Source organism: Actinosynnema sp. NPDC050436 (genome assembly GCF_040655415.1).
Lineage (GTDB): Bacteria > Actinomycetota > Actinomycetes > Mycobacteriales > Pseudonocardiaceae > Actinosynnema.
This window is the reverse complement of the sequence record NZ_JBFAJV010000013.1, coordinates 1-16,863: the sequence shown is the minus strand read 5'-3', so window position 1 is coordinate 16,863 and position 16,863 is coordinate 1. Positions and strand designations below refer to the sequence as shown.

The window sequence follows — 16,863 nt, the reverse complement described above, 5'->3', positions numbered from 1 at the left end:
GGAGCACATGGCAGAAGAACCCCGACCCGACGCCGCGCTGACCGGACTGGACGGCGTGCCGCACACCGGTGAGGCCATCGGCGCGGACGGCCTGCTGGTCGAACCGCAGGCCGAGGACTTCCGGTCGGCGAAACTCGCGCCGCGCGAGCCCGACTGGTTCAAGGGCGCGGTGTTCTACGAGGTGCTGGTGCGCGCCTTCACCGACTCCAACGGCGACGGCACGGGCGACCTGCGCGGGCTGGCGTCCCGGCTGGACTACCTGGAGTGGCTGGGCGTCGACTGCCTCTGGCTGCCGCCGTTCTACGCGTCGCCGCTGCGCGACGGCGGGTACGACATCTCCGACTTCCGCAGCGTGCTGCCGGAGTTCGGCACCGTCGAGGACTTCGTCTACCTGCTGGACGAGGCGCACCGCCGGGGCATCCGGGTGATCACCGACCTGGTGCTCAACCACACCAGCGACGCGCACCCGTGGTTCCAGCAGTCGCGGGCCGAGCCGGACGGGCCCTACGGCGACTACTACGTGTGGGGCGACGACGACCAGCGCTACCCGGACGCGCGGATCATCTTCGTCGACACCGAGTCCTCGAACTGGACCTACGACCCGGTGCGCGGCCAGTTCTACTGGCACCGGTTCTTCTCCCACCAGCCGGACCTGAACTTCGAGAACCCCGACGTCCAGGAGGCCATGCTGGACACCCTCCGGTTCTGGCTGGACCTGGGCATCGACGGCTTCCGGCTGGACGCGGTGCCCTACCTGTTCGAGCAGGAGGGCACGAACTGCGAGAACCTGCCGCGCACCCACGACTTCCTCAAGCGCTGCCGCAAGGTGGTCGACGACGAGTACCCCGGTCGGGTGCTGCTCGCGGAGGCCAACCAGTGGCCGTCGGACGTCGTGGAGTACTTCGGCAACCCCGAGGTGGGCGGCGACGAGTGCCACATGGCGTTCCACTTCCCGCTGATGCCGCGCATCTTCATGGCCGTGCGCCGCGAGTCCCGGTTCCCGATCTCGGAGATCCTGGCCCAGACGCCGCAGATCCCCGACGGCTGCCAGTGGGGCATCTTCCTGCGCAACCACGACGAGCTCACGCTCGAAATGGTGACCGACGAAGAGCGCGACTACATGTACGCCGAGTACGCCAAAGACCCCCGGATGAAGGCCAACATCGGGATCAGACGGCGGCTCGCCCCCCTGCTGGAGAACGACCGCAACCAGCAGGAGTTGTTCACGGCGATGCTGCTGTCCCTGCCCGGATCACCCGTCCTCTACTACGGTGACGAGATCGGCATGGGCGACAACATCTGGTTGGGGGACCGCGACGCCGTCCGCACACCGATGCAGTGGACCCCGGACCGCAACGCGGGGTTCTCCTCCTGCGACCCGGGGCGCATCTACCTGCCGGTGATCATGGACCCGGTCTACGGCTACCAGGGCCTGAACGTGGAGGCACAGCTGAACAACCAGTCTTCGCTGCTGAACTGGACGCGGCGGATGATCGAGGTGCGCAAGCAGCACCACGCGTTCGCCGAGGGCGACTTCACCGACCTGGGCGGCTCGAACCCGAGCGTGCTGGCCTACCGGCGGCGGTGGCGGCGGCCGGACGGGCACGAGGACATCGTGCTCTGCGTGAACAACCTGTCCCGGTTCCCGCAGCCCGTCGAGCTGGACCTGTCCGAGCACCGCGGTGCGCGCCCGGTCGAGCTGACCGGCGGGGTGCGCTTCCCGACCGTGGGCGACCTTTCGTACCTGCTGACGCTGCCCGGTCACGGCTTCTACTGGTTCCAACTGGTCGAAGCGGGCGACGAGGGCGAGACGAGGTGAACCCGGTGACCGAACCGCAGGACCTGGTCGACAAGGTGATGACCGAACTGCCCGCGTGGCTGCCCGCGCAGCGGTGGTTCGGGGGGAAGGACCGGCCGGTCACCGCCGTGCGCCCGCTGCGCAGCACGGTGCTCAACGCGACCGAGCCGCTGCTGGTGCACCTGGTGGTGGAGGTGGAGCAGCAGGACCGGCGCGCGCCCTACCAGCTCCTGCTCACCGACCTGGTGGAGAACTACGACGCGACCGGCGAGCCCGAGCTGACCGGCCGGCTGCTGGACCTGATCGCGGGCAACGCCTCGGTCGACGGCCTGGCCTTCGCGCACGAACCGGGCGTGGAGCTGCAGACCGGGCTGCGCGGCCGGCCGATCACCTCCGAGCAGAGCAACACCTCGCTGGTGTTCGGCAGCCAGTACATCCTCAAGCTGTTCCGCAAGCTCAGCCAGGGCGAGAACCCCGACCTGGTGCTGCAACGCGCGCTGCACGAGGTGGGCTGCGAGCACGTCGCGCAGCCGCTGGGCTCGATCACCGGCACGCTGGAGGGCGAGCCGACCACCGTCGGGATGCTCCAGCAGTTCCTGCCGGACGCGGTGGACGGCTGGGCGATGGCCACCACGAGCGTGCGGGACCTGATGGCGGAGGGCGACCTGCACGCCGACGAGGTGGGCGGCGACTTCGCGGGCGAGGCGCAGCGGCTCGGGCAGGCGGTGGCGACCGTGCACGCCGACCTGGAGCGGGCGCTGGGCACGCAGCACGCGGACGCCGAGGACATCGACCGGACGGTCCGCGCGATGGTGGCCCGGCTGGACGCGGTGGCCGAGGTGGTGCCGGAGCTGCTGCCGTTCGCGCCGGCGCTGCGCGAGGCGTTCGAGCAGGCCCGCGACACGCCCGGCGCGATCGCCATCCAGCACATCCACGGCGACCTGCACCTGGGCCAGGTGCTGCGCACGGTCCAGGGCTGGCTGCTGATCGACTTCGAGGGCGAGCCGGGCGCACCGATCGCGGAGCGCACCTCGCTGCGCTCTCCGCTGCGCGATGTGGCCGGGATGCTGCGATCCTTCGACTACGCGGCCCACCAGCTCCTCGTCGGCCGGCCGGAGGACCACCAGCTGGCCGTGCGGGCGCTGGAGTGGTCGCGGCGCAACCGCGCGGCGTTCACCGAGGGCTACGCGGAGGCGGCGGCGTCCTCGGTGGGCGACCCGCGTGCCCGCGGGTACCTGCTGCGGGCGTTCGAGCTGGACAAGGCGGTGTACGAGGTGGCCTACGAGTACGCGAACCGGCCGGAGTGGTTGACGGTGCCGCTGTCGTCGATCGCCCGGATCACTGGAGAGGGAGCACGATGACCGAGGACGTCGACCGGTTGCTTTCCGGGTCGCACCACGACCCGCACTCGGTGCTCGGCGTGCACCACCTGCCCTCCGGCGAGGTGGTCGCGCGCGCGTTGCGGCCGGGCGCGTCCTCGGTGTCCGTGCTGGCCGGCGACAAGCGCTTCGAACTCGACCGGGTAGCCGACGGCCTGTTCGAGGGCGGGCTGCCCGAGCACCCCGGCGACTACCGGCTGGAGGTCTCCTACGGCGGCACGGTGGTCGAGGTGGACGACCCGTACCGGTGGCTGCCCACGGTCGGCGAACTGGACCTGCACCTGATCGGCGAGGGCAGGCACGAGCGGCTGTGGGACGTGCTGGGCGCGCACTTCCGGGCCTACGACACGCCCGACGGCACGGTGACCGGCGTGTCGTTCGCGGTGTGGGCGCCGACCGCGCGCGGCGTGCGGGTGTGCGGCGACTTCGACAGCTGGGACGGCCGTGCGACCCCGTTGCGCTCGCTGGGCTCGTCGGGCGTCTGGGAGGTGTTCGTGCCGGGCATCCCGACGGGCACCCGGTACAAGTTCCGCATCCTGGGCCGGGACGGCGGCTGGCACGAGAAGGCCGACCCGATGGCGTTCGCCACCGAGACGCCGCCCGCGACCGCCTCGGTCGTCACCGCCTCCACCTACACGTGGCGCGACGAGGAGTGGGCGGCCAAGCGCGCCGCGACCGAGTGGATCAACGCGCCGATGAGCGTCTACGAGGTGCACCTCGGCTCGTGGCGGCACCGGGAGGACGGCCGCAGCCCGGACTACCGGCAGTTGGCCGAGGAGCTGGCCGCCTACGTGGTGGAGGCCGGGTTCACCCACGTCGAGCTGATGCCGGTGGCCGAGCACCCGTTCGGCGGGTCCTGGGGCTACCAGGTGACCTCCTACTACGCCCCGACGTCCCGGTTCGGCTCCCCGGACGACTTCCGGCACTTCGTGGACGTGCTGCACGGCCACGGCATCGGCGTGATCATGGACTGGGTGCCCGCGCACTTCCCCAAGGACTCGTGGGCGCTGGCCCGGTTCGACGGCACCGCGCTCTACGAGCACGAGGACCCGCGCCGGGGCGAGCACCCGGACTGGGGCACCCTGGTGTTCGACTTCGGCCGCAACGAGGTGCGCAACTTCCTGGTGGCCAACGCGCTGTACTGGATCGAGGAGTTCCACATCGACGGCCTGCGGGTCGACGCGGTGGCCTCGATGCTGTACCTGGACTACTCGCGCGAAGAGGGCCAGTGGCTGCCCAACCAGTACGGCGGCCGGGAGAACCTCGACGCCGTGCGGTTCCTCCAGGAGCTGAACGCGACCGTTTACAAGCGGCACCCCGGCGTGGTGATGGTGGCCGAGGAGTCGACCGCATGGCCCGGCGTGACCCGGCCGACCCACCTGGGCGGCCTCGGGTTCGGGTTCAAGTGGAACATGGGCTGGATGCACGACTCGCTGCACTACCTCTCGCGCGAGCCGGTGCACCGGTCGTTCCACCACAACGAGATCACCTTCTCGCTGGTCTACGCGTGGAGCGAGAACTTCGTGCTGCCGCTGTCCCACGACGAGGTCGTGCACGGCAAGGGCTCGCTGTGGCAGCGGATGCCCGGCGACGACTGGAACAAGGCCGCCGGCCTGCGCTCGCTGCTGGCGTTCATGTGGGCGCACCCCGGCAAGCAGCTGCTGTTCATGGGTGGCGAGTTCGGCCAGCGGGGCGAGTGGTCGGAGTCGCGCTCGCTGGACTGGCACCTGCTGGACTCGCCGCTGCACGCGGGCGTCCGGTCGCTCGTGGCGGACCTCAACGACGTCTACAAGGACAGCCCCGCGCTCTACAGCGCGGACGGCAGGCCCGAGGGCTTCTCCTGGATCGACGCGAACGACTCGGCGGGCAACGTGCTCAGCTTCCTGCGCGTCGGCGAGGACGGCTCGGTGCTGGCGTGCGTGGCGAACTTCTCCGGGATGCCGCACCACGACTACCGGGTGGGCCTGCCCTCGGCGGGCCGCTGGCGCGAGGTGGTGAACACCGACTCGGTCGGCTACGGCGGTTCCGGCGTGGGCAACCTGGGCGGCGTGGAGGCCGAGGAGGTGCCGTGGCACGGCCGCCCGGCGTCGGCGGTCCTCCAGCTCCCGCCGGCCGGCGTGCTCTGGCTCGTCCCCGCGTGAGCGCGGTCGCGGTGGCCGGCGGGAGCGCCGCCGACCACCGCGACCTCGGCCGGGACCTCAGCCCCGGGCGGTCTCCGGCGTGCCCGAGCCGTCCGCCGGCACGGTCCAGGTCGCGCCGTCCAGCCCGTAGCCCACGGTGTCGGCGTCCGGCCACACGGCCTGGTCGTCGACGCTGCGGGTCTCGGCCAGCGGCGTCTCCGCCATGGTCGCCAGGTCCAGCACGTGCAGCCGCCACGGGCCCGGGTCGACCTTCTTCTTGAACGCCAGCCGCGTGCCGTCCGGGGACAGCGACGGGCACTCGACGTTGTCGCGCAGCGCCTCCGCCTCCCACGCCCGGTAGTCCGCGCGGATGAGGTGGGTGCGCCCCCGGCTCGCCGCCGTCGCGTAGAACGCGCTGTCGTCGGCGGTGAACGTGACACCCCAGAAGTTCAGGTCGGGCGCGAAGTACCGCTGCCCGCCCACGGTCAGCGGGATGTCCTCGATCGACTTGCGCACCTCGTCGTTCGAGGTGTCCAGGATGCCGGTGCGCGTCGAGAACCCGGCGGTGTTGTAGGAGTCGCCGGACACGAACACCGTCCACGACACCATCCGCCCGCTGGGCGACACCTGGAGCCGGCTCGGGATGCCCGGGACCTCGTGGCGCGTCTCCCGGCCGCCGGCCGTCACCACCAGCTCGACCACCGGCGGCAGGCCGGGCAGCGCCCGCAGGCACGCCGAGGTGCCGGCCGCCGAGGACCGCCGCTTGCACTCGTCGGACGCCCCGACCGCGTGGCCCCGGGCGTAGAGCACGTAGCCCGCCGCCGCCAGGATCAGGACGACAGCGGCCGCAACACCGCTGCGCCAGCCAAGACGACGGCCAGTGCGGTCAACGACACCGTCAACGCCGTCGACACTCCCCAGATCGTCCACAACGCTCCAAACAGGACAGAGGACACGAGTTTCGCCAACGCCTGCCCGGTCTGCAGCACCGCCATGCCGCTGGTGCGCAGCGCGGCGGGCAGCAACGGGCCGGCGGCGGCCGGCAGCACGCCGTCCGTGGCGGCGTAGAACAGGCCGTGCAGGGCGAGCACGGCGACCACGTTGACGTACGGGGTGAGCAGCAGCCCGAACGCCGCCGCCAGCGCCACGTGCCCGGCCAGGAACACCGGCCACCGGCCCACCCGGTCCGCGAGCTTCCCCAGCGGCACGGCCAGCAGCAGGTAGACCGCCGCCGTGCCCAGGGCCAGCAGCGGGAAGTGCACCGCGTCCAGCCGGAGCTCCTGCTGGAGCAGCAGGTACAGGAAGCCGTCGCCGACCGCGACCACGCCGAGCAGCGCGGCCCAGCCGACGACCCGGCGGAACTCCCGGGTCCACAACGACCTCAGCCGGGGCCGGGTCGCGGCCGGCGACTGCTTGTCCCGCACCAGCAGCGCCAGCAGCGCCACACCCAGCACGGCGAAGCAGAAGCTGGTGACGAACACCGCGTCGTACGAGCCGAGGCTCGCCCACAGCACGAACATCGCTGCCAGCGGCCCGATGAACGCGCCGACGGTGTCCATCGCCCGGTGCACGCCGAACGCCCGCCCCAGCCCGTCGGCCGGGCTGCTCAACGAGATCAGCGCGTCCCTCGGCGCGGTCCGCAGGCCCTTGCCGGTCCGGTCCACGGCGAGCACACCGCCCAGCGCGACCGGCGACGACACCACCAGGAACCCGATCTTCGCCGCCGCCGACAGGCCGTAGCCCGCCAGCGCCACGGCCTTGCGCCGCTGGAACCGGTCGGCGACGTGGCCGCCCAGCAGCCGCACCACCGCCGTCACCCCGGAGTAGAGCCCGTCCAGCACGCCGAACAGCAGCGGGCTCAACCCGAGCGCGACCACGAAGTAGAGCGGCAGCACGGCCGTGACCATCTCCGAGGAGATGTCGGTGACGAGGCTGACCAGGCCGAGGGCGAGCACGTTGCCCGCCACCCGGCCCCCGCCCCGGGCGCCCTCCGGCGCCTGACGTGCGGTCGAGAGGTACATCAGTGGCAGTCGTAGGTCGGCGTGCTGTCGACCGGCTTCCCGTCCAGGCCCAGGTACTGCCAGGAGTAGGTGCTGTCGGTCAGGGTCAGCTTGAGCACGCCGTGGACCGACTTGGCGAACTCGGTGACCGCCGGGTTGGCGGACACCTTGTAGAGCGACGCGCCGCCACCGCCGCCGATCACCGAGCGGGTGCCGTTCGGGTCGGCCTTCCCGGCGGCGTTCAACGGCTTGAACCGCTCGTAGTGGTGGTCGTGGCCGGACAGGACCAGGTCGGTCTTGTTGGCCACCAGCGTCTCCCACAACGTGGCGCTGCTGGTGTTGTTGCCGTGCTCACCGGAACTCCACCGGGGGTGGTGGAAGTACGCGGCGACGCAGCCCTTGCGGTTGCCGGCCAGGTCCTTCTTCAGCCATTCGAGCTGCGCGGAACCGGGCTTGCTCGACTCGTTGGAGTCCAGGGCGACGAAGTGCCAGTTGCCCTGGTCCCACGAGTAGTAGGTCTTGCCCTGCGGCGTGGCGATCGAGCCGAAGTAGTCCTTGTACCCGGCCAGCGGCGGGCTGTCGTAGGTCTCGTGGTTGCCCGGGATCGGCTTGGTCTTGGACTTGAACTTGCCCCACGTCTTGTCGTAGTACTTCTGGAAGTCCGACAGGTGGGCGTCGTCGTACTGGTTGTCCCCCATGGTGATCACGGCCACGGGGTTCATCTGCTCGACCAGCTTGGCGGTCTTGGGGTGCACGCAGGACGAACTGCTCGCCGTGCACTGCTCGGCGATGTCACCCGCCGCCGCGACCACGAACGACCCGGAGCCGGCCCCGGTCGTGGCCCGCACGACGTTGCCGGACCCGGAGGTGTTCCCGGCCGCGTCCCGCGCCCGCACCGCGTAGTCGTACCCGGTGCTGGGCGCGAGCCCGTTGTCGGTGTAGGACGTGCCGTTCGCCGTGCCGACGACGACACCGTCGCGCAGCACGTCGTAGCCGGCCACGCCCACGTTGTCGGTGGCGGCCGTCCAGGACAGCGACGCGCTGCTGGACGTCGTGCCGGTGACCTTCAGGTTCGTCGGGATGCTGGGGGCGACGGTGTCACCGCCGCCGCGAACCCCGTACACCTCCAGCTCCCAGATCGAGTACCCGTAGGTCGTGGCCCGCGCGGTGCCGAGGATCCGCAGGTAGCGGCCGGTGCCCTGGAGCCCGGCGTGCGTGTCGGAGTCGCCGTCACCGGTGGTGCGGCTGCTGATGTCGGTCCAGGTGGAACCGTTCGCGGAGAGCTGGACCTTGTACTTGGTGGCGTAGGCGTCCTCCCAGCGCACGATGACCTGGTGCACCTCGGAGGTGGCGCCGAGGTCGACGGCGAGCCACTGGGGGTCGATGCCGGGCGCGCTGGCCCAGCGGGTGTCGGTTCGCCCGTCCACGGCGAGCCGACCGTCGAAGCTGGAGTCCTCGACCGACGACGTGGTGACGGGTCGGCCTTGGGAGAGAAGGGAATCGGCTGGTGCGCTGGCGGCGGTCAGCGGCTGTGCGAGCAACAGAAGCACAGCCGCCGACGCCAACGGGGCGACACGGCGCACGGTGTTCTCCTCACGGTCCGGGGCGGCGGCTCGGGAGCAGAATAGTAAAGAATGTTTACAATTGGCAGGCTAGCCCCGACCCCCGACCGGAGTCAACGGCCATCCGCCCAATGCGAGGTGAACACCACCCGCCACCACCCGACCCCCCTCAGCAACCACCCCAGCCCCCTCCCCCGCACTCCCACCCCTCCCTCCCCCTCTCCTCCACATGGACCGGTTCACCTCCTCCAAGGGGTCGAAAGTCGGCGCTTTGGCGGCACAATGGACCGATGCAGCACGCTTCGGCTCGACTGATCCTGCTGGTAGCGGTGGTCTCGACGGCGCTGGTCGCGTCGGCGTGCACCCGGTCGGTCACCGGGCGGCCGGTGGCCGGCAAGGTCGTGACCGAGGGCGGCGTCGACCCGAGCTTCATCAAGGGCACCGACGGCGGCGACATCGACCGGCTGGGCGCGACCGCGATCACCGACGTCGACCAGTTCTGGGAGCAGGCGTTCCCGGCCACCTTCGGCGAGCCGTGGCGGCCCGTCCAGGGCGGCATCTACTCCGTGGACACCTCGGACCCGGCGGCCAAGCCGCCGCCGTGCACCGAGAAGGCCGGCGACGTCGAGGGCAACGCCTTCTACTGCCCCAGCGCCGACGCCATCGCGTGGGACCGCGCCGCGCTGCTGCCCGTGCTCCGCGACGGCTACGGCGACGCGGCCGTGGTGATCGTCCTGGCCCACGAGATGGGGCACGCCGTGCAGCGCCGGATGGGCATCACGCCCGAGGCCGAGCGCGCGAACCCGCGCAAGTTCCCGACCATCCTCACCGAGGCGATGGCGGACTGCTTCGCGGGCAGCTTCGTGAAGTGGGTGAACGACGGCAAGTCGGAGCACCTCGACATCGGCACCGACACCCTCGACTCGGCCCTGGGTGCGCTCATCTCGTTCCGCGACCCGGTCGGCACCTCCCCCTCCGACAAGGCCGCGCACGGCAACGCGTTCGACCGGGTGTCCGCCTTCCAGGACGGGTACCAGGAGGGCACCAAGTTCTGCGCCGCCATGACGGTCGAGAACCGCCAGTTCACCCAGCAGGCGTTCACCAGCGTCGACGACCGCGACCGGGGCGGCAACCTCCCGTTCGACGAGATGCTCAACGCCATCACGCCCGACCTGGACAACTACTACAAGGCGCTGGTCACCGCCAAGGGCAAGACCTGGACGCCGCCCAAGACCACCCCCACCCAGGAGGAGCCGGACTGCTCCGGCGACCAGGGCCCGGTCGCGTTCTGCCCGGCCGACAAGTCGGTGCAGGTCGAGGTCGCGCAGGACCTGCCGAAGCTGCACGCCAAGATCGGCGACTACGCGACCGGCATCCTGCTCGCGTCCCGGTACGGCCTGGCGGCGCGCGCGGCACTCGGCAAGGGGGTCGAGGGCGACGAGGCGGCGGCCGGCGCGCTGTGCCTGGCCGGTGCCTACACCCGCGAGGTGTTCAGCCGCCGGCAGGGCTTCGGCCTGTCCCCCGGCGACCTGGACGAGGCCGTGAAGGTGCTGCTCGCCTACGACTACGCGGCCCGCGACGGAGCCGGCGGCGCGACCGTGGCACCGGGGTTCAAGCGGGTCGACGTGTTCCGCAGCGGCGTGTTCACCGGCGACAAGGCGTGCGGGCTGGGGTAGTTCCGGTCACGCCGACCGCACCGGACAAGTAGTGTTCGGCACGGACCGCACAGATCGGGATGGTGCTCGGACATGGCTCGACGGGTGTTCACGGTCGCGGCGCTGGTCGCGGTCGCAGCGTTGTCCGCCGGCTGCTCGCAGAGCGTGCACGGTTCGGCGCGGGCGGTGAAACCGGACGTGTCCAAGGTGTCGGGCCTCGACATCACGACCGGTGACAGCGGCCCGAAGCCGGGCGTGCCGGACGCGGACCTGCGGGTGGAGAACGGCGACGGCGGCGAGATGGACCGCCTGGCCATCAACACCCTGGCCGACGTCGAGGAGTACTGGGCCGAGCAACTGCCCAAGAACTTCGGCGGGAAGAAGTTCGAGCCGGTCAAGCGCCTGGTGTCGTACGACTCCAACGGTGCCGGCGTCGAGATCTGCCGCACCAACACCAGGGGCGTGGCCAACGCCTTCTACTGCTCGCTGGACGACAGCATCGCGTGGGACCGGGGCGAGCTGCTGCCCATGCTGGACGACGCCTTCGGCCCGATGGCCGTGGTCACCGTCCTCGCCCACGAGATGGGCCACGCGGTGCAGTACAAGCTGGGCCCGGACAGCGGCGTCACCCAAGGCACCCCGTCGATCATCAAGGAGCAGCAGGCCGACTGCTACGCGGGCAACTTCTTCCGCTGGGTGGCGGAAGGGAAGTCGAAGCACTTCCGGATCTCGACCGGCCCGGGTCTCAACCAGGTGCTGGCGACGATGTTCTTCATCCGGGACGCGGCCGGCACGTCGGCGGAGAAGCAGGGAGCGCACGGCAGCGCGTTCGACCGCGTCGCCGCGTTCCAGTTCGGCTTCGCCGGCGACCCGAAGCGCTGCGCCGAGATCGACGAGCAGGAGATCAAGACCCGGATCACCCAGGAGAAGTTCGACGCGCTGGACGTCGACACGGGCCAGGGCAAGGGCAACGTGAAGGTGGACGACAAGCGCTACCTGGACCTGCTGGAGGAAAGCCTCCGCAAGGCCTACAACCAGAGCGGCGCGACCCCGCCCACCCTCAAGACGGGTGACGCGAAGTGCACCGACGCCCAGGAGACCAGTCCCGCCGCATACTGCCCGTCGACCAACGCCATCACCATCGACCTGCCCGACCTGGTGAAGATCGGCACCCCGCCGAAACGCGGCCAGAAGGGCGGGATCGGGGATTTCGCGGCTTTCGCCGAAATCGCGTCCCGCTACGCCCTGTCCATCCAGAAAGCGACGGGCTACTCCCTGGAAGGCCCGGCGGCGGGCCTGCGGACCGCGTGCCTCACCGGAGCCTGGGCCGGCACCACCACCGAGTCGAAAGCCACGCTCCGCCTGTCCTCGGGTGACCTGGACGAAGCGGTGGCCGAACTCCTGGCGGACAAGAGCCTCATCGCGGCAGACGTGAACGGCCAGGTGGTCCCCTCGGGCTTCGCCCGCGTGGAAGCCTTCCGAGACGGCTTCTACGACGGCTCGGGCCTCTGCACCCGCAAGTACTCGGACTGACCACCCTCTACACGCGCAACCACACCGACCAGCGCGCCAGCGCACCAGCACCCAAGCGCGTCGTGTCATCCCCGTGTGGCCCGCGCGCAGCGAACCGCGCTTGGTCAGGTCATGCAAGCACGCCCTTCGCTTGCATGACCTGACCAAGGGTGGTTGTCTCCGACCGGGCCACACGGGGATGACACGACGACCCGCACTACCCGTCATCCTTGGCGGCTCGCCCGTCCGGCGAGGACGCTTTTATCTTTTGAGATTTACAGACACTCAGAACAACGCACTGGCCAACTGACGCCGAGCCACCGTCACCCGCGAGTCATCAGCCGGGAACAGCTCGAACAGCCCGACCAGGTGCTCCCGCACCCGGTCCCGGTCGTCGCCGAACACCCGGCGGACGAGGTCGATCAGCCGGGCGAAGGCGCGCTCGACCTCCTGGTTGGCCAGTTCCACGTCAGCGGCGGCCAACTGGGCGTCGACGTCGTCGGGGCGCTCGTCCGCAGCGGTCACGGCGTCGGCGGACAGCCCCTCGGCCCGAGCCGTGAACCGGACCTGGGCGAGTGCCGCCTTGGCGTCGGCGTTCGCGGGCTCGGCCGACAGGATGGCCTCGTACGCGGCGATGGCCTGGTCGAACTCGCCGCGCTCGAACGCCTCCTCGGCGGCCACGAAGCGCGGGTCCTCGGGCTCCTCCAGCGGCTCGCCGGAGCCACCGGCCTCCGCCGCCTTGATCCCCGGCAGGCGGTCCCGCAGGGCGTCCAGCAGGCGGGCGATCCACTGGTCGAACTCGGCGGCCGGCATCGGTCCGACGAACGCGTCCACCGGCTGCCCGGCGGCCATCGCCACCACGGTGGGCACCGACTGCACGCCGAACGCCTGCCCGACGCGGGGACTGACCTCCAGGTCGACGCGCGCCAGGATCCACGCGCCGCCGCCGGCCCGCGCGGCCTGCTCCAGGACCGGGGAGAGCCGGCCGGCCTCGGGACTCATGGCGGCGGTCAGCTCGACCACGACCAGGACGTCCAGCGAGCGCTCGACGACGGACTGGAACGTCGCCTCCGTGACGTCGAGCACCCACGGGCTCTGACCACCGTCGGAGGCGGCCGAGGTGGGCGGCGCGGTGGTCCGCTGACGGGCGGCGTCGGCCCGTGCCTTCAACGCGCCGAGGTCGACAGCCCCGGACAGCGCGGCGGACAGTGCTGCGGTCTTGCGTGGGTCTGGCCTTGTCACGCTTCCATCCTGGCACGAACCCCCGACCTGGCTGCGCGCGACCCGCGCCTGGTTTCACCCGCTCAGCTCGCGTACCGGGTCGATGGCCATCGGGTTGGTGCGCATGGCGTCGTTCTGCTCGGCGATGGTCAGCGCGAGCGGGGTCACGAGTTCGACGAACCGCGCCGTCCTGGCAGGTCCGAGCGCCTTCCACGGGCCCGCCGCAGCCTGGTCGGTGCGCTGCTCGACCTCCCGGCGCAGCGCTTTGCCGTCCTCGGTCAAGCCTCCGTCGTAGAGGCCCCGGTCCTTCAGCGACGCTTCGGCAACGGCCCACTCCGCGTCGCTCCACCCCCTGGCCGCCCGCAGGTAGGCCGCGTCCAACCCCTTCTCCGCGCCGAACAGCACCAACGTCTCGCACGGCGTCAGGTCCGCCGCCACGAGCGCCGCGATGTGCCCGTCGCCACGCAGCTCCCGCAACGTGGTGCACGCCTGCCACAGGGCGAGGTGCGGCTCCTCGGGCAGCGCCAGCGCCGCGTTGGCCGCGCCCAGGGTCCGTCCGGCCAGCGTCGCGCCTTCCACGGCCTCCGCAGCCAACTGCGCAGCCTCTCCGATCCTCTCCTCTGTCCGGTCCGAGGACAGACCAGAGCCAGGACCAGAGCCAGGACAAGAGCCAGAGCCAGAGCCGAGCAGCATCCGCCGCAGCGCCCCGTCCACGCCCCGCAGCCGCGCTTCGAGGAAGCGCTCAGGCTCAGCGACGCCCCAGGCGTCCGGCAGCGCTCGCGCCACCATCCACGGGGCGAAGCTGTAGAAAGCCGCCGTCACGGTCTGCGGCGGCGCGGCCCCCAGCGGTGCCGCGCGCATGGCGAAGTAGCCCATCCAGCCGCCCTTGCACCCCAGGTCATCGGTGACGGCTCGGGATTCGGGCGTGAAGTAGGTGACGTCGTGGTAGGTCTCGAACCGGAGCCACAGATCACGCGGTGTCATCCACCCGACTTTAGGTGGAAATCCGACTGCTTTCCAGCCGAACTAATCCTCCGAGGCCAGGTGGCGCTCCACGCGTTCGACCTTCGCCCGGAGCTGCCCCGTGTAGCCGGGCCGGATGTCGGCCTTGAGCACCAGGCCGACCCGGGGAGCCACCGCCTGGACCACCTCGGTCGCCTTCTTCACCACCGCCATCACCTCGTCCCACTCGCCCTCGACCAGCGTGAACATCGCGTTGGTCTCATTGGGCAGCCCGGACTCCCGGACGACCCGCACGGCCGCCGCGACGGCCTCCGCGACGCTGTCCGACTCCCCGCCGAGCGGGCTGACGCTGAACGCGACGAGCACAGTTGCCTCCTGGTTTCCCGGTATCCACTGATAGCTTCGGCGCATGACGTCCCAACCGCTGCCGTTCGACCCCATCGCGCGCGCCGCCGAGCTGTGGGAGAAGCGGATCGGACCGTCGACTGCGATGGCGGCGGTCACGAGCGTCATGCGAGTACAGCAGATCATCCAGTCCGCCGTGGACGCCGCCCTCAAGCCGCACGGCCTCACGTTCGCCCGGTTCGAGGCGTTGGTGCTGCTGACGTTCGCGCGCACCGGCAGCCTGCCGATGCGGGTGATGGGCGAGCGGCTGCAACTGCACCCCACGAGCGTGACCAACATCGTGGACCGGCTCGAAGCCGACGGCCTGGTCCGGCGCAACCCCCACCCCACGGACCGGCGCACGACCCTGGTCGAGATCACCCCCGACGGCCACGCCCGGCGCGAGGCGGCCACCGAAGCGGTGACCGAAGTGGAGTTCGGCCTGCGCGGGCTGACCGAGCGGCAGACCGAGCAGCTCACGGACCTGCTGGCGAAGGTCCGGCGGGCGGTCGGGGACTTCACCGACTAGCTCTGCTCCCCGCCGCAGACCCCAAACCACTCGACGCCGGGCCGGCCGGTCGAGCACCCTGCACGACATGAGGGACGTCGTGGCGTTGGTGACGGTCGGCGGGGAGCACCTCGGTTCGGTCGGGTTCACCGTGGACAGCCCGTGGTGGAACGACGTCGAACCGGTGGTGACCCGGCTGGACGCGATGCTGGGCGTGCCCACCAGCGTGCTGCGGCTGATCTCGGCCACGGGCTCCGGGATGCGCGGCGGCACGGTCACTTACCTGGTCGAAGCTGCTTCACGCCCTTCTTCTTGGGGCTCCAAGGCGCTCGAAGGCAACGAGCCGATCGTAGGTTCCGAGCAGTTCGCGAAAAGCGATCCCCTACGGATGCCGTGGGCCGAGCCCGGCGGACCGGCCGACCTCGTGGCGTGGGCGGGCGCTCGGCTTGAGGGAGTGGGCCGGCAGGTTCGGAAGGCGGTGCAGGTGAAGACGTGGAACCTGTCGTGCCTGTACCGGCTGGAGACCGAAGGCGGGACGTTCTGGGCCAAGGAGATCCCCGCGTTCATGGCCGACGAGTCCGCCGTGATCTCGATGGTGCGCTCGGTGGACCCGGGGCTGGTGCCGGACGTGGTGGCGTCCGCGCCGCAGCGGGTGCTGATGCGCGCGGCCTCGGGGGTCGACTGCTGGCAGCCCTCCGCCGAGGTGATCGCGGACATCGTGCCGCGCTGGGTGGCGGTGCAGGCCGCTCTCGGTGCACGAGCCGAGGTACGAGGGCGAGGGCTCAGGAAGAGAAACGTGCACGTGCCCTCGTTCGGGCTTCCGGACACGGTGCTGCACGGGGACTTCCACCCCGGCAACTGGCGGTCCGGCGGAGTGGTGCTGGACTGGGGCGACGCGCACTGGGGGCACCCCGCTCTGGACGCCGCCCGGTTGATCGGGTTCGTCGGGGACGACCTCGGGATCGCGGAGGTCTGGGCCGATGCCTGGTTGCGACACCGGCCCGACAGCGATCCGCAGGCAGCCCTGAAGTGCGCCCGGCCGGCCTCGCACCTGGTGGGCGCGTTGGTGTACCAGGAGTTCCTGGACCGCATCGAGGAGAGCGAGCGGGTCTACCACCTCGGCGACCCCGAACGCGAGCTGCGGACGGCCCTCAGCTTCTGAGCGCTCGCCTTGTCAGCGCTCGGCTCGCAGGGCTCGGCTCGTCAGGGCTCGGCTCGTCAGGTGGCGGGGGTCAGCTTGTTGTGCTTTGCGGCCCAGCGCTCGAAGAAGACGGTGCCGAAGGGCGGGATGCTCGCGATGAGCGCCCACAAGGTGGTGCGGCGGTCCCAGCGGCCGGCGAGCATGAGGGTGACCAGGACGTACCCGACGAAGATCGCGCCGTGGATCGGGCCGAAGATCTTGACGCCGATCTCGGGGCCGATCGCGTACTTGACGAACATCCCGATCAACAGACCTGCCCAGGACACGGCCTCGGCCATCGCGAAGAGACGGAAACGACCTACGGGGCTGGAGAGCATGTCACCCATTGTGGTGAGTGACGGGGGTCACGTTGCTTGGGGGTCCGTTTTGGGCGGTTCTGTGGGCGTTCAGGGAAGAAAAAGATAAAGGCGTCCTCGCCGGACGGGCGAGCCGCCAAGGATGACGGGTAGTGCGGTGGTCGTCGTGTCATCCCCGTGTGGCCCGGTCGGAGACAACCACCCTTGAGTGGGTAGTGCAAGCGAAGGGCGTGCTTGCACTACCCACTCAAGCGCGGTTCGCTG

General features: G+C 70.8%; 14 protein-coding genes. 7 read left to right on the top strand and 7 right to left on the bottom strand.

The features are described 5' to 3' along the window. Positions 1 to 7 precede the first annotated feature (7 nt). From treS to glgB, 3 genes are read left to right on the top strand one after another with little or no spacing between them, the layout of a single operon-like run. The gene (treS, locus tag AB0I60_RS27645) at positions 8 to 1,819 is read left to right on the top strand and encodes a maltose alpha-D-glucosyltransferase (RefSeq protein ID WP_360734593.1); all 1,812 of its coding nucleotides are present in this window, start codon (positions 8 to 10) and stop codon (positions 1,817 to 1,819) included. 5 nt (positions 1,820 to 1,824) lie between these two features. Then, the gene (locus AB0I60_RS27640; RefSeq protein WP_360734590.1) at positions 1,825 to 3,159 is read left to right on the top strand and encodes an aminoglycoside phosphotransferase; all 1,335 of its coding nucleotides are present in this window, start codon (positions 1,825 to 1,827) and stop codon (positions 3,157 to 3,159) included. Further along, positions 3,156 to 5,318: a 1,4-alpha-glucan branching protein GlgB gene (gene glgB / locus AB0I60_RS27635; protein WP_360734588.1), complete on the top strand. Its 2,163-nt coding sequence runs from the start codon at positions 3,156 to 3,158 to the stop codon at positions 5,316 to 5,318. The genes AB0I60_RS27640 and glgB overlap by 4 nt, the downstream gene beginning before the upstream one ends. Before the next feature lie 57 nt (positions 5,319 to 5,375). Here glgB and AB0I60_RS27630 read toward each other — a convergent pair whose 3' ends face one another. The 3 genes from AB0I60_RS27630 to AB0I60_RS27620 are packed head-to-tail and all read right to left on the bottom strand — an operon-like array spanning position 5,376 to position 8,880. Continuing rightward, positions 5,376 to 6,107, bottom strand: coding sequence for a hypothetical protein (locus AB0I60_RS27630; protein WP_360734585.1), 732 nt, complete (start codon positions 6,105 to 6,107; stop codon positions 5,376 to 5,378). Between the two features lie 20 nt (positions 6,108 to 6,127). After that, positions 6,128 to 7,318: an MFS transporter gene (locus AB0I60_RS27625; protein ID WP_360734582.1), complete on the bottom strand. Its 1,191-nt coding sequence runs from the start codon at positions 7,316 to 7,318 to the stop codon at positions 6,128 to 6,130. Continuing rightward, the gene (locus AB0I60_RS27620) at positions 7,318 to 8,880 is read right to left on the bottom strand and encodes a discoidin domain-containing protein (RefSeq protein ID WP_360734579.1); all 1,563 of its coding nucleotides are present in this window, start codon (positions 8,878 to 8,880) and stop codon (positions 7,318 to 7,320) included. Before AB0I60_RS27620 ends, AB0I60_RS27625 begins: the two co-directional genes overlap by 1 nt. A gap of 269 nt (positions 8,881 to 9,149) precedes the next feature. Here AB0I60_RS27620 and AB0I60_RS27615 point away from each other — a divergent pair, with 269 nt between their 5' ends. Then, entirely contained in the window at positions 9,150 to 10,535 is a 1,386-nt protein-coding gene (locus AB0I60_RS27615; RefSeq protein ID WP_360734576.1) for a neutral zinc metallopeptidase, read from the top strand. Positions 10,536 to 10,607: 72 nt separating this feature from the next. Further along, complete coding sequence (locus AB0I60_RS27610; protein WP_360734573.1) at positions 10,608 to 12,047, top strand: neutral zinc metallopeptidase; 1,440 nt, start codon at positions 10,608 to 10,610, stop codon at positions 12,045 to 12,047. 264 nt (positions 12,048 to 12,311) lie between these two features. Here AB0I60_RS27610 and AB0I60_RS27605 read toward each other — a convergent pair whose 3' ends face one another. The 3 genes from AB0I60_RS27605 to AB0I60_RS27595 are packed head-to-tail and all read right to left on the bottom strand — an operon-like array spanning position 12,312 to position 14,576. Beyond that, positions 12,312 to 13,268, bottom strand: coding sequence for a tetratricopeptide repeat protein (locus AB0I60_RS27605; RefSeq protein ID WP_360734570.1), 957 nt, complete (start codon positions 13,266 to 13,268; stop codon positions 12,312 to 12,314). Positions 13,269 to 13,322: 54 nt separating this feature from the next. Further along, positions 13,323 to 14,231, bottom strand: coding sequence for a hypothetical protein (locus tag AB0I60_RS27600; RefSeq protein WP_360734567.1), 909 nt, complete (start codon positions 14,229 to 14,231; stop codon positions 13,323 to 13,325). Positions 14,232 to 14,273: 42 nt separating this feature from the next. After that, the gene (locus tag AB0I60_RS27595) at positions 14,274 to 14,576 is read right to left on the bottom strand and encodes an MTH1187 family thiamine-binding protein (protein ID WP_360734564.1); all 303 of its coding nucleotides are present in this window, start codon (positions 14,574 to 14,576) and stop codon (positions 14,274 to 14,276) included. A 43-nt stretch (positions 14,577 to 14,619) separates the two neighbouring features. Between AB0I60_RS27595 and AB0I60_RS27590 the strand changes: the two genes are divergently transcribed. After that, positions 14,620 to 15,123 carry a MarR family transcriptional regulator gene (locus AB0I60_RS27590; protein ID WP_360734562.1) on the top strand — a complete coding sequence of 168 codons (504 nt, stop codon included), beginning with the start codon at positions 14,620 to 14,622 and terminating at the stop codon, positions 15,121 to 15,123. Positions 15,124 to 15,190: 67 nt separating this feature from the next. After that, a complete protein-coding gene (locus AB0I60_RS27585) occupies positions 15,191 to 16,264 on the top strand; it encodes a phosphotransferase (RefSeq protein WP_360734559.1) in 1,074 nt (357 codons plus the stop codon). A 56-nt stretch (positions 16,265 to 16,320) separates the two neighbouring features. On the opposite strand, the gene AB0I60_RS27580 is transcribed toward AB0I60_RS27585, so the two are convergent. Continuing rightward, the gene (locus AB0I60_RS27580) at positions 16,321 to 16,620 is read right to left on the bottom strand and encodes a DUF3817 domain-containing protein (protein WP_360734556.1); all 300 of its coding nucleotides are present in this window, start codon (positions 16,618 to 16,620) and stop codon (positions 16,321 to 16,323) included. Positions 16,621 to 16,863: the final 243 nt, after the last annotated feature.